This window comes from Alkalihalophilus pseudofirmus OF4, assembly GCF_000005825.2.
GTDB lineage: Bacteria > Bacillota > Bacilli > Bacillales > Bacillaceae_D > Alkalihalophilus > Alkalihalophilus pseudofirmus.
This window is the reverse complement of record NC_013791.2, coordinates 3215411-3227669: the sequence shown is the minus strand read 5'-3', so window position 1 is coordinate 3227669 and position 12259 is coordinate 3215411. Positions and strand designations below refer to the sequence as shown.

The 12259-nt window shown below is 40.7% G+C and carries 13 protein-coding genes; 9 read left to right on the top strand and 4 right to left on the bottom strand.

Translation table 11 applies throughout. From position 1 onward, the window contains the following. Positions 1-19: 19 nt before the first annotated feature. Positions 20-967 carry an L-lactate dehydrogenase gene (locus BPOF4_RS16255; RefSeq protein ID WP_012960304.1) on the top strand — a complete coding sequence of 316 codons (948 nt, stop codon included), beginning with the start codon at positions 20-22 and terminating at the stop codon, positions 965-967. Positions 968-1006: 39 nt separating this feature from the next. On the opposite strand, the gene mqnE is transcribed toward BPOF4_RS16255, so the two are convergent. Next, complete coding sequence (mqnE, locus tag BPOF4_RS16250) at positions 1007-2101, bottom strand: aminofutalosine synthase MqnE (RefSeq protein ID WP_012960303.1); 1095 nt, start codon at positions 2099-2101, stop codon at positions 1007-1009. A 377-nt stretch (positions 2102-2478) separates the two neighbouring features. Between mqnE and BPOF4_RS16245 the strand changes: the two genes are divergently transcribed. Together BPOF4_RS16245 and BPOF4_RS16240 are read left to right on the top strand one after the other, a co-directional pair. Next, entirely contained in the window at positions 2479-2685 is a 207-nt protein-coding gene (locus BPOF4_RS16245) for an aspartyl-phosphate phosphatase Spo0E family protein (protein ID WP_012960302.1), read from the top strand. A 79-nt stretch (positions 2686-2764) separates the two neighbouring features. After that, the gene (locus BPOF4_RS16240) at positions 2765-3118 is read left to right on the top strand and encodes a HesB/IscA family protein (protein ID WP_012960301.1); all 354 of its coding nucleotides are present in this window, start codon (positions 2765-2767) and stop codon (positions 3116-3118) included. Positions 3119-3160: 42 nt separating this feature from the next. On the opposite strand, the gene BPOF4_RS16235 is transcribed toward BPOF4_RS16240, so the two are convergent. After that, entirely contained in the window at positions 3161-4153 is a 993-nt protein-coding gene (locus BPOF4_RS16235; RefSeq protein ID WP_012960300.1) for an NAD(P)/FAD-dependent oxidoreductase, read from the bottom strand. A 377-nt stretch (positions 4154-4530) separates the two neighbouring features. On the opposite strand from BPOF4_RS16235, the gene BPOF4_RS16230 reads away from it, so the two are divergent. Beyond that, the gene (locus BPOF4_RS16230) at positions 4531-5748 is read left to right on the top strand and encodes an NAD(P)/FAD-dependent oxidoreductase (RefSeq protein WP_012960299.1); all 1218 of its coding nucleotides are present in this window, start codon (positions 4531-4533) and stop codon (positions 5746-5748) included. A 218-nt stretch (positions 5749-5966) separates the two neighbouring features. Then, positions 5967-6104 (top strand): YuiA family protein, encoded by a 138-nt coding sequence (locus BPOF4_RS22285; RefSeq protein WP_012960298.1) that lies wholly within the window; start codon positions 5967-5969, stop codon positions 6102-6104. Positions 6105-6147: 43 nt separating this feature from the next. Here BPOF4_RS22285 and BPOF4_RS16220 read toward each other — a convergent pair whose 3' ends face one another. Then, positions 6148-6879, bottom strand: a complete 732-nt coding sequence (locus tag BPOF4_RS16220) for a DUF421 domain-containing protein (RefSeq protein WP_012960297.1) — start codon at positions 6877-6879, stop codon at positions 6148-6150. Positions 6880-7038: 159 nt separating this feature from the next. On the opposite strand from BPOF4_RS16220, the gene BPOF4_RS16215 reads away from it, so the two are divergent. The 4 genes from BPOF4_RS16215 (at position 7039) to BPOF4_RS16200 (ending at position 10968) form a co-directional block, all read left to right on the top strand. Continuing rightward, entirely contained in the window at positions 7039-7356 is a 318-nt protein-coding gene (locus BPOF4_RS16215; protein WP_012960296.1) for a YuiB family protein, read from the top strand. A 157-nt stretch (positions 7357-7513) separates the two neighbouring features. Next, entirely contained in the window at positions 7514-8506 is a 993-nt protein-coding gene (locus tag BPOF4_RS16210) for a BMP family lipoprotein (protein ID WP_012960295.1), read from the top strand. Then, positions 8503-10173, top strand: coding sequence for a methyl-accepting chemotaxis protein (locus BPOF4_RS16205; protein WP_012960294.1), 1671 nt, complete (start codon positions 8503-8505; stop codon positions 10171-10173). The genes BPOF4_RS16210 and BPOF4_RS16205 overlap by 4 nt, the downstream gene beginning before the upstream one ends. A gap of 93 nt (positions 10174-10266) precedes the next feature. Beyond that, a complete protein-coding gene (locus BPOF4_RS16200; RefSeq protein ID WP_012960293.1) occupies positions 10267-10968 on the top strand; it encodes a 3D domain-containing protein in 702 nt (233 codons plus the stop codon). 243 nt (positions 10969-11211) lie between these two features. Here the strand turns inward: BPOF4_RS16200 and BPOF4_RS16195 are convergent, their stop codons facing one another. Next, positions 11212-12024 carry a cobalamin-binding protein gene (locus BPOF4_RS16195; RefSeq protein ID WP_012960291.1) on the bottom strand — a complete coding sequence of 271 codons (813 nt, stop codon included), beginning with the start codon at positions 12022-12024 and terminating at the stop codon, positions 11212-11214. Positions 12025-12259 lie beyond the last annotated feature (235 nt).

Here is a 12259-nt window from a genome sequence, read left to right as displayed (position 1 = left end):
ATTTACGAGGAGGTATGACATGATTAATGAGTTGAAAAGCATGAAGGTAGTTTTAATAGGGGCAGGTTCTGTTGGAGCAAGTTACGCCTTTGCTTTACTAAATCAAGGATTTGTCAGAGATTTAGTAATCATCGATCTAAATCACGGAAAAGCGGAAGGAGATGCGATTGATCTTCTTCACGGCATGCCGTTTTCCTCTCCAATGAATATATGGGCTGGAACCTACGAGGATTGCAAGGATGCTGATCTTGTCGTAAATTGTGCTGGAGCTAACCAAGGGCCTGGAGAAACAAGATTAGACCTGCTTGAAAAGAATGCTAAGATTTTTAAAGTGATCACAGAGTCTGTAATGAAATCAGGGTTCAAAGGAATCTTTTTGATTGCGACAAACCCGGTGGATGTGCTTACTTATGCCACATGGAAGTATTCGGGTCTCCCAGCTCACCGAATTATCGGCTCTGGAACAGTTCTAGATACAGCGAGATTCCGTTATGCATTGGCAGATAAATTTGAAGTCGATGCTAGAAATGTACATGCCTACATATTAGGAGAGCATGGAGATTCCTCTCTTCCTGTATACAGCCACGTTACGATCGGCGGCAAGCCGCTCAAAGATTATCAAGACCCTAATAAACCCAACAGTGAAGAACTTGAACGGTTATTTGTCGGAGTTCGGGATGCTGCCTATGATATTATTCAAAAGAAAGGCTCAACCTATTATGGGATTGCGATGGGCCTTGCTAGAATCACAAAAGCCATCATAAAAAATGAGAATGCAGTGCTCCCGGTCTCGGCTTTGCTTGATGGTGAATACGGACAAAAAGATGTGTGTATCGGTGTGCCAGCCATTATCAACTCTAACGGAATTAGAGAACTGGTAGAATTAAATTTAACAGAGACTGAACAAAAGCAATTTAATAAGTCTGCTGACGTTTTAAAACAATCCATCAATCAAATTTTTAATTAACAAAAAGCCGTTCCATAAAAGGAACGGCTTTCTTTATGTTTAGTAAGTTTTGATAACGTTATAGAAGGTGTCACGTTCAACTGGAACTTTATTTGCACTCTTAATTAAGTGGATTAATTCATCACGAGTAATACCTTGAGAAGTGAGGGCTCCTACAGAGTGAGAGATACGCTCCTCAATAAGTGTACCGTGAATATCACTTGAGCCGAATGTCAGTGCCATTTGAGTCAGCTGCACACCGATGTTAATCCAGTATGCTTTAATATGATCAAAGTTATCTAACATAAGCCTGCTGATCGCAAGAGTTCTCATATCATCGTAAGCAGAAGTACGGCGTTTTAGACCAGCATTTACGCTGCGAGGCTGCATCGCAAGCGGGATAAATACCATATATCCATTTGTACGGTCTTGAAGCTGACGTAGACGATCCATATGGATAAGACGCTCTTCTTTCGATTCAATTGAACCATAAAGCATAGTAGCATGTGTTTTAAGTCCAAGATTGTGAGCTGTTTCATGAGCTTCGAGCCATTGGTCAGTTGAAGCTTTATCAGGGCTCATTTTTAAGCGGTAACGCTCAGTTAAAATCTCCGCTCCGCCGCCAGGAAGGGTATCTAAACCTGCTTTAATTAATTCTTCAAGCACTTCTTTCATAGATAATCCTGAAATACGTGAGAAGAACTCAATTTCAGCACCTGTATAAGCTTTTACAGTCACATTAGGATAGTGTTTTTTTAAGGTACGGATTGTATCAAGATAATAATCAAACGGCACTTCATGGTTGTGCCCCCCAACAATATGGAATTCACGGATGTTATCATTCCAGCGCTCTTCTACGTATTTTAGAAGAGCTTCACTGTCCATCGTATAGGCTCCCTCTTGACCAGGCTTACGCTTAAATCCACAGAACCCGCAATTTGCTTCACATACATTTGTAGGGTTGATGTACATATTCTGAATAAAATAAACGTTGTCCCCGTTTTTCTTGTAGTTTACTTGATTAGCGAGTTGTGCGATCCCTAGAAGGTCAGGCGTATCATATAAATATAGGCCATCTTCAATCGATAATCGCTCGCCGTGCTGAACTTTCTCTGCAATTCCTTGTAATTTTGTATCTGTAAGGATTGTTGTCATGTCCTTATCCTCCATTCCGTCTAAAGAGACGTTCGGTACATATTATTTTTCGTAACTCTAAGTAAAAGGCAGCAAACCTTATAAAAAGTATGTGGCAAAATGTTTGTACGATAATCACTATTATACTATCAGATAAAGATAATGAAAACAAAGTGAACGTTTTTGGAAAAGAGGAAGGATATTGAATATCTAGTGTAGAAATTGTAAAAAACAATGAAAATCATCTATATTTAGTTGTTTCATAGTTGATTTACTTACGGTAATTAATTAAAATGTAAGTAATATACAAATTTAGATGTACGGACGACTGTGATTTACTACTATATTATACTAAAGTTCTTTATTTATACATACATCTATTAGAGGGGTGAATGACGATGACTACAGCATTAACATATGATGCCTGTCTTGAAAAAATTGAATCTTTACGTGAAAAAATGATACATGCAGCAGCTAAACATGGTATGTCTCACCCACTCGTACTAGATTATAGCCAGGAATTAGATCGGGCCCATAACCTTGCTATGATGCATAACAATAATCAAGGAAAAAATAAACCTTTAAAGGAAGCGTTCGAATTTTGAGCAGATGATGAGAGCATGTCTCTTGAGGTTCAAGAGAACAAAAGGTATACTGAGAGCAATCGTTAATAGGAGTGATAAAATGATTACATTAACGGAAGCGGCAGTAAGCCAGATTAAAGAAATGATGAAAGCAGAAGGTCAAGAAGGTCTTATGCTTCGTGTCGGTGTTAAAGGCGGAGGCTGCAGCGGCTTGTCATATGGAATGGGTTTTGATACAGAAAAAACTGAAGATGACACAAAGCTTGAAATCAGCGGGCTGCCTGTATTAATCGACAATGAAAGTGCACCAATTATTAAAGGTGTCGTGATTGATTATAAACAAAACATGATGGGCGGCGGATTTACTATTGATAACCCTAATGCGATCGCAAACTGCGGGTGTGGTTCATCATTCCGTACAGCAACCAATGCCGGAACGCCAGAAGATTGTTAACATGTAAAATGCCTTAGCGGATATCGCTAAGGCATTTTCTTATTAAAATAAGCTCGTGCTATGTCCTGGATGTAATTTAGCATCAGGATCAATATAGGCTTTGGCATTATTAACAGCTGTCGGTGCTTCTCCAAATCCTGTGGCGATAAGTTTAACTTTGCCGTCATACGTACAAACATCCCCAGCCGAATAAATTCCTTTAATATTCGTTTCCATTTTAGAGTTGACGACGATGGAATTCTTTTCGATCTCAAGGCCCCACTGCTTAATTGGACCTAAGGAAGAAACAAACCCAAAGTTTACGATCACTGCGTCTACATCTAGTGTTTCTTTGCGGTCACCTTTGATTTCTTGAAGCGTGACTTGGTTAATAGCTTCTCCATCTCCATGGAGTTCTTTAATTTCAAAAGGTGTCATAACATTTACTTTTGATTGATGCAAAAGCTCGACACTATGTTCATGAGCACGGAACTTATCCCGACGGTGAATTAATGTGACTTCTTTTGCAAGCGGCTCAAGCATAAGCGACCAGTCAAGAGCTGAATCACCGCCGCCGCATACGAGCACCTTTTTACCTGTGAAGCTTGATAAATCGTTAATGAAGTAATGAAGGTTCTTTCCTTCGTATTCTTTTGCGCCGTCCACTTCAAGGCGACGAGGCTGGAAGGCACCTACGCCTGCAGTAATAATAATGGCTTTTGAAAAATGTGTTTCTTTATCCGTTGTGATCATAAATGTCTCATCTTCTTGCTTCTCGACCTGGGTCACAGACTGTTCAAGTGCAACAGTCGGATTAAATTGCTCAGCCTGCTTTGCCAGGCCGTCAACAAGATCTTGTGCCTTCACTTTTGGAAACCCGGCCACGTCATATATGTACTTTTCCGGATATAAGGCAGATAATTGACCGCCTAATTGAGGCATGCTTTCAATGATTTTTACTTTTGCTTGTCTCATCCCAGCATAAAAAGCAGCAAACAGCCCTGTAGGTCCACCACCAATAATTGTAATGTCATACATTTGATCTTCGTTTGTCATCGTTTCTTGCCACCCCCGAAAAAGTTTGTCTCTACAATCCCATTATATGCATATCCACTTATAAAAAGAAAGAAGACGGGTCCTATCATTCTTAATTAAATCGTACATTATTCAATTGCACAATCCGCTTGAATAAATTGCTTAGATTAGAACATCTTATGTTTAAATTCAAAAACGCTTTCTTCGTAATATGGAAAAACAAAGAAAAGTAAAAATGAAGTTGAAAATTAGCGGGAAAACCAATATGATAGGAATTGTATTTGTGAATATTTTGCGACATTCATCTTACTTATTATTCGTTCTTTATAAATTAGTTCGTGAAATAAATCACAATGTCATCGTTTATTGTATAATAAAGGCAAGTAAAAAATAAGAAAATGGAAGTGATTAGTTTGAAAAAGCCAAGTATCGTCCTTTTGGGTGCTGGTTACGGCGGAATGATTACAGCGACTCGTTTGTCAAAGCAGCTAGGACATAACGAAGCCAATATTACATTGGTGAACAAGCACGATTATCATTACCAAACAACATGGCTGCATGAGCCAGCTGCTGGTACACTTTCTCCTGAACGTACTCGTATGGAGATCAAAAGTGTTCTAGATCTCAACAAGATCAAGTTTGTAAAAGACTCTGTAGTTGAAATCAAAACAGACGTTAAAAAAGTCATCCTTGAAAATGGTGAACTTGACTATGACTATCTTGTAGTTGGACTCGGTTCTGAAGCAGAAACATTCGGCGTACCAGGTGTACACGAGCATGCATTCAGCAAATGGACTGTAAATGGCGCACGTGAAGTAAAAGAGCATATTGAGTATCAATTTGCTAGATATAACAACATGACAGAGAAGCGTGATGAGCTGTTAACGCTCATCGTTGCTGGTGCTGGATTCACAGGAATCGAGTTCATTGGTGAGCTTTCAGAGCGTGTTCCAGAGCTTTGCAAACACTATGACATTCCTCGTGAAAAAGTAAAAATGTACGTGATTGAAGCAGCTCCAACAGCGCTTCCAGGATTCGACCCTGAGCTTGTTGAGTATGCAATGAACCTTCTTGAAGCTCGTGGAGTAGAGTTCAAAATTAACTGCCCGATCAAAGAAGTAACAGAAACTGGCGTTACGCTTGCTAGTGGAGATGAAATCAAAGCTGAGACAGTTGTATGGGCAACAGGTGTACGCGGAAGCTCTGTGATCGAGAAGTCTGGATTTGAAGCAATGCGCGGACGCATTAAAGTAGAGCCAGATCTTCGTGCTCCTGGTCATGATGATGTATTTATCATTGGTGACTGTGCTCTTCTCATTAACGAAGAGATTAACCGTCCTTACCCTCCAACAGCTCAAATCGCTATGCAAATGGCTGAAACATGTGCAGAGAACATTAAGCTGTTAATGAAAGGCGGATCGTCACTGAAGACATTCAAGCCAGACATTAAAGGTACAGTAGCATCTCTAGGCGGCAAGGAAGCAATCGGAGTTGTTGGTACTCGTAAATTATTTGGTGCTCAAGCTAACTTCATAAAGAAGATGATTGATAACCGCTACCTATTCTTATTAGGCGGACCTGGTCTTGTATTGAAAAAAGGGAAAAACCCATTGTAAGAAGCAATTTATTTAACACAAGTGTGCACTCCAAGTGCGCACTTGTGTTTTTTTATTTTTGAAAAAGAGAGTAATTCTATTTAAGCGTAAGCATTCTAGAGAGAATATTTTTTGTTTGCGCTTACATGAGCGCGGAAGTCCTTAAAAAGAAGTTTTAATTATATAAATATTCTGATAATATAATTAAACAATCTATAAAGATAAAAGGGGTGTAGAGAATGAAGCGCTCATTAAAGTATACAGAGAACGGAACATGTCCATATTGCAACGGTGTAGGTTATTTTCAGTTATTACTAGGCGGCAGTGAAACATGTGAGCATTGCGGAGGCCATGGTAAGAGTCATAAAAAGCAATAATACGTAAAGAAGCAGGCTGTTCCTTTGAACAGTTTGCTTCTTTTTAATGATAAAGCAGAGGTGCTTCTTTTAATAGAGAAAGCTGATTTTGCCGCAAAGACACATGGAATGTATGATCTTTATTAAGAGAAGCAAAGAATACATCCTCTATTCTAGGGACTCCGAGCTCTTCTAATTGTTGATACACCCATTCCTCACTCACTTCTAAATGAGTAATGACATCTTTATACAAATAGCCATCAATAATGACAGGAAGAGCAAGCTCTGAGTGAGGTGCAGCCACATTAGCATCTGCACGAGTCAAAGGCTTTTTATCGGGTTTTTTATGCACGGTTAAGGTACCGTTTGCCTCAATAATTGCAAGCTCTACCTCGCTTACATCAAATACATCATTTTCCCGCAGCATCATTAGCACATTATCAATGGAATATCGGATCTGCTTTAAATTTTCGATTAAGAAAATGCCATTATAAATAACTACCGCTGGTTCAAAGGTGAGCATCTTTCCAAACGTTCGGTTAGATATTTTAAGGGTGGCAACAATGATTTGAAAAATTCCAATGAAAACGACGGCAGCAGCGGTATGCAGATGGTCAATATCAGGGTCAGCGAGGTCTGCACCAACTACAGCACCAAGTGTGATAATGATGAGGAAATCAAATACGGGCAGCTCTGCAATCGAACGCCTGCCCATCTTTAAGGTGATAAATAATAACAACGGAATAATCGTGATGATACGAATGATAAGAATGAACAGTTCTTTGGTTAGTTCCACTTATACACATCCTTTATATATGACTCATTAAAAGTATGTGTACTTCTGTAAGGTATTATTTGAATAGTTGTGCGGATATTGCCACAAAAGATAAGCGATGGATAGTTGACGCACCTGCCATGTATTCAGTAAACTATCTATGATACGGGGGTGCAAGTTGTGAGCTTACCACAATTGTTAATATCAATGGTGCTGTTCCTCATCTTATTTTTTGGGATCGGCTTCTTGTTAAATATGGTTTTACGTTCAACCTGGATTATGGCTGTTGCTTATCCGGTTATCGTTATTTTAATTATTGATAATGTCGGTTTCTTTGATTACTTTACATCACCAGCTGCTTCATTTGCCGATCTTGGTCAAACATTTGTCGCATTAAAGCTGGTAGATATTTTAATTTTAGTGAGTGGATTTGCCGGAGCTATTATTGCAGGTGTTGTGATAAAAATGCTTCGTGTACGTGGCTATCAAATGTTCTAAAGTGAAGTCTTCCTTTGAAAAAAGGAGGGCTTTTTTTGAAGTGATTATATCTGAAAATTGACTATATTTTAAATGACTTCAATTTAAGAGAATTTTAACCGTTATATAAAGAGGAGTAGGTAATTTAACCTAGATTTCTTAAGAGTGGGGGCTTTATATGTTTTTTAAAAAGATAGTAATCACAGCTTTTGCTATAGCGGGGCTTCTTCTTGTTGGCTGCCAAAATGAGGCGGTGCAAGAAGAGGTCGAAACAGAGTTGAGAGTTGGAATAATGTTGTCAGACGTCGGACTAGGAGATCAGTCATTTAGTGATGCTGCCTTTAACGGCTTGATTAGAGCGCGGGAAGAGCTTGGCATCATGTTTGATTACCGGGAATTAGAGGCTGCTGGGTCGTATGAGCAAGGTCTCACAGAATTAGTAAATGAGGACTTTGATCTTATTATTGGCCTTGGTTTTATGGTGAAGGATGCACTTGAAGAGACAGCTGATAAACACCCAGACCAGCACTTTCTCTTAATTGATGACCTGTCAGACAAAGAAAATATAGCATCTGTTTCCTTTAAAGAACATGAGGGAAGCTTTCTTGCAGGAGCAGCGGCAGCAATGGCTTCTGAAAGCGGGGTGATTGGCTTTGTCGGTGGAGCAGATGTCCCTCTTATTAATAAATTTGCTGCGGGGTACGAACAAGGTGCACGTTATGTGCAAGAAGATATTGAGGTGTTGATTGAGTTTGCAAATGACTTCGGGGCACCTGAGATAGGAACCACACTTGCAAGTCGCATGATCGATCAAGACGCAGATGTATTATATGCTGCTGCAGGTTTAACAGGGGTCGGTGTCCTTCAAACTGCCCAAGAAAGAGGAGTATTAAGTATCGGCGTAGATAGTGATCAATACGTGATAGCCGAGGATTCTGTCATGACTTCGATGATGAAATTCATAGATCAAGCAGTCTATCAATCGGTTGTTGCTTATGCTGATCAACATCTTGATGAGGAGGTTGTTTTCGGTTTAGCGGAAGCAGGTGTTGGCTTAGCCCCGTTTAGAATCGTAAATGAGGAGGCCTATATAAGTAAAATCGAAGAAATCAACGAAGCAATCATTAATGGTGAGGTAGTTATTTCAGAAAAGAGGGAGGGAGCACAATGAAACTTAAACATAAGCTTCTAGTACCTGTCGTTTCTATTTTAGGGCTTTCTGTTTTGTTGATTGCCTACATTGTTCTCGGCATGATCAATCTTCAATCAACAAATCGTGATTATGCGCATGTATTAATTGATGTGCAACGATTAGATGCATCAGTCGTGACAGGTCAGCAGAGTTTAAATTACTATGCATACAGCCAAACAGAGCAAAATAGACAAGCAGCAACCCTGCATTTACAGACCATGAGTGAGCGGTTTGATGCATTAGAGACAGCTTTAAAGGGAGATCCAAGTGAGGATATCTTTAATTCGGCTCGTGGGAAGTATGAGGAATTATCACAGACAGCAGCCGAAGCATTAGAAGTTGGGAATGCGACTGAGGTTATGCGTCAATCTGTGCGTGCCCTTGGGGTGTTAAATGATTTACATCGACTAAATGTGCAAACGACTAATCAATATAATCAGCTGATGGGCGACTCTGAAGCAGCTATGCAGAGATTAATTTGGACGACAATGATCAGTGCAGTATTATTGTTTGCCTTATCTCTTGTAATCAGCTTTTGGACGAGAAGGTCGATTACGATTCCGCTGCAAAAGATCTCTATTCAAGCTGAACAAGTCGCATCAGGTGATTTGACGGTCGAACCTGAACGAGTAGAAACCAATGATGAGATCGGACGCTTAACTACATCTTTCTCTCAAATGGTAGAACAATTAAAGGAGCTTTTGCACTCCATTCGTCTTACAAGCAATGAAGTGCTGTCCTACAGCGGGAAAGTCACTCAAGATACCACGCAGTTAGTAGAAACGAGTCAGCAGGTTATGATCTCAACAGAGGAGCTGGCCAGCGGAGCGGCTAAAGTATCTGAAAATCTTCAAGACACGGTCGTTTTTGTTGAGGAAATGGACGCAGCATTTGATAAAAATGTGGAAGCAATCGAAGCAGCTAGTGAGTTTGGGGAGCAAGTATCGGCTGCTGTGCTAGATGGAGAAAAAGCGATACAAGCACAAGAGAGCATCTCAGCTGAAAACAAAAAGGCGACAAATCAGATGGTCGCATCAGTCGGTTCGTTAACAGATCATATTCATTCCATTGAAGAAATGGCCGAGCTTGTATCAGGCATATCAGATCAAACAAATTTACTCGCCTTAAATGCAGCCATTGAAGCAGCTAGAGCTGGTGAAGCAGGTAAGGGATTTGCGGTAGTAGCTGATGAGGTGAGAAAGCTAGCAGAACAGTCAAGAGAAGCAACAAAAAAGATTTTTACGATGACCAATGCCTTAACCAAGCAAATGAGTGCGGCGCATGAAGCAGTGAAAAATGGTGAACATCTGCAAGCGGAGCAGTCTAGTGTCTTACAATCCACAACGGCCGTCTTTCAAGATATTGAGAAAGCGGCTAGTGCTATGTCTGCCCAATTACATTCACTCGTTCACACAACCAATGAAACGAAACAAAAAGCAAGTAAGGTTCTTGAAATTGTAGAAGAGATTAGTGCTGTTACCGAGGAGACAGCTGCCGGAAGCGAGGAAATCTCTGCTTCAACAAATGAACAGCTCCGCTCAACTGAAGAAATTACAAACACAGCAGAATACCTTACAGATGTAAGTAAGAAGCTTAACGCTAAGCTTCAGCATTTTAAAATGGACGACTTTAAAACGAAAGACTAAGCAGGGAATTTACTACACTACTCTTACAATTTACGGCTAGATGAATAGAATGCCTCTCTTTGGGACAAGATGACTCAAAGAGAGGAGGAGATTATGAATACGTGGAAACAAGCTGGCCGCAGGCTGGTCATGACAACGTTATTTTTAGCAGCATTTTTTACAACCTTTCAAACATTTTCAGGAGTAGGGGCACAGGAGCTTGGCCGGTGGGTAGGCGAACAAGCTGCTCATACAAATGATGAACTTAAACGAACGGCAGTTCAGCATATGGAAAAGGCGTCAGCTTTCTTTAAGCGAGCCATTCCAACGATGCAGATTGAGGAAAAGTCGATGTCAACAGAGGTGGAGGCTTCACCTGTCAGTCTTTTTGAAGCTGTTGACTGGGAGCGCTATCCAAGTGTACGAGTGGTCGCAACCGGATATACGGCAGGGTATGAATCAACTGGCAAGAACCCCGGACACCCGAGTTATGGCATTACATATTCAGGGGTGGAGGTTCATAGAGACCTATATTCAACGATTGCCGCAGATCCAAGTGTTTTTCCAATCGGAACGATCCTCTACATTCCTGGTTATGGATACGGGGTAGTTGCCGATACAGGATCAGCCATCAAAGGTCATATCATTGATCTTTACTATGATTCAGTTGATGACGTATTTAATAAATGGGGCAAGCGCGAATTAGATGTGTATGTGATTGAACGAGGCGAGGGAAAGTTAACTCAAGAGGAATTAATGGCTTTAAATGAAGATGAGGCTGTACAAGTATTTAGAAATGAAAAGTCTTATGAATAAGTAATTACTGACGAAGCCTAAAATCGTTATTGTATTTTTTCATGAGAGTTATGCGTTAGTTAAAGAGCTTATTGCGCTGATGTTTACGGATATTGTGCCGTTTGCCAGCTTTATTGCGTCTATCTGGTGTTATTGCGTCGTTTCAACCGCTATATGCGTCTATGCTAATTACAATAGTGTCGATTCAAAACAATATTGCGCCTATGAACAAACAGGAGCTGACCCGAGGTCAGCTCCTGTTTGTTATGCTTGTTGAAGCAGAGGGTCAACACCGTCATCCGCTGGAAAATGTTCGGGATGAAGGATTGCAGCAAGCTTTTTAAGTCCAAGTAAAAGCCTTGGAGAGGGTCTGCAGTAGAGGGGCTCAGGCAGAACATGGACTCGATTTTCTGCTACTGCTGGTAGCTCTGGCCAGTCAGGCCGTTTCAATAGCAGTTCTGGCTTCACCTTGTTTGTTTGAATACCTACCCATGCAAGACAGATATGGTCTGGGTTTCGATTGTATACATCTTCCCAATCTGTCTGGATGCTTGCTTCCTCTTTATCCATAAATGCATTTTCTCCCCCGCTTAATGAACTGATTTCAGTCAGCCAATTTGTTCTTCCTGGAGTAAAAACAGGTTTTGGCCACCATTCCCAATAGAGCGTTTGTTTTTCTACTTGTAATGCAATGCTTTTGTAATCGGAAATCATCGATTGATAGAGGGAGACAACATGGTTTGCATATTCTTCACGTCCAGTGCGTTTGCCTAGGTCGATAAGGTCGGAAGCGATATCATCAAGAGACTGTGGATTATAAACTACATGCGGGATGTCTCGTTGCACAAGCTCTTTAATATTTTTCTCCATTCCCGGAACGCTAAGGGAAGCGAGGACAAGGTCAGGCTGCAAAGCTTCAAGCTTATCCATATCGATGGATAAATCAGGGCCAAGGCGAGGGAGAGTTGTTATGGACTGTGGCCAATCAGAGTAATCGTCCACTCCAACCAACTGATCTTCTAACCCTAAGTATGCAGCAAGCTCTGTGTTACTAGGACAAATAGATACAATTCTCATAAGTGAACCTCCTTTTGCAGAAAAAAGTTAAGGATATAAAAAAAGCTCGGACTAAACGAGCGTGTTTCCATGATAAGCGAATGTCTAACTTGGAAGATGAAAAATACGGAGAATTTCTTTAGAACTCTCTCTCCGTCCAGTGGTTGTTAATTTCCGCTTCAGGTACTCGCTTTCCGCGGGCGGTCCGGGAGCCTCCTCATCGCTTCGCTCTTGTGGGGTCTCCCATGGCCACGCA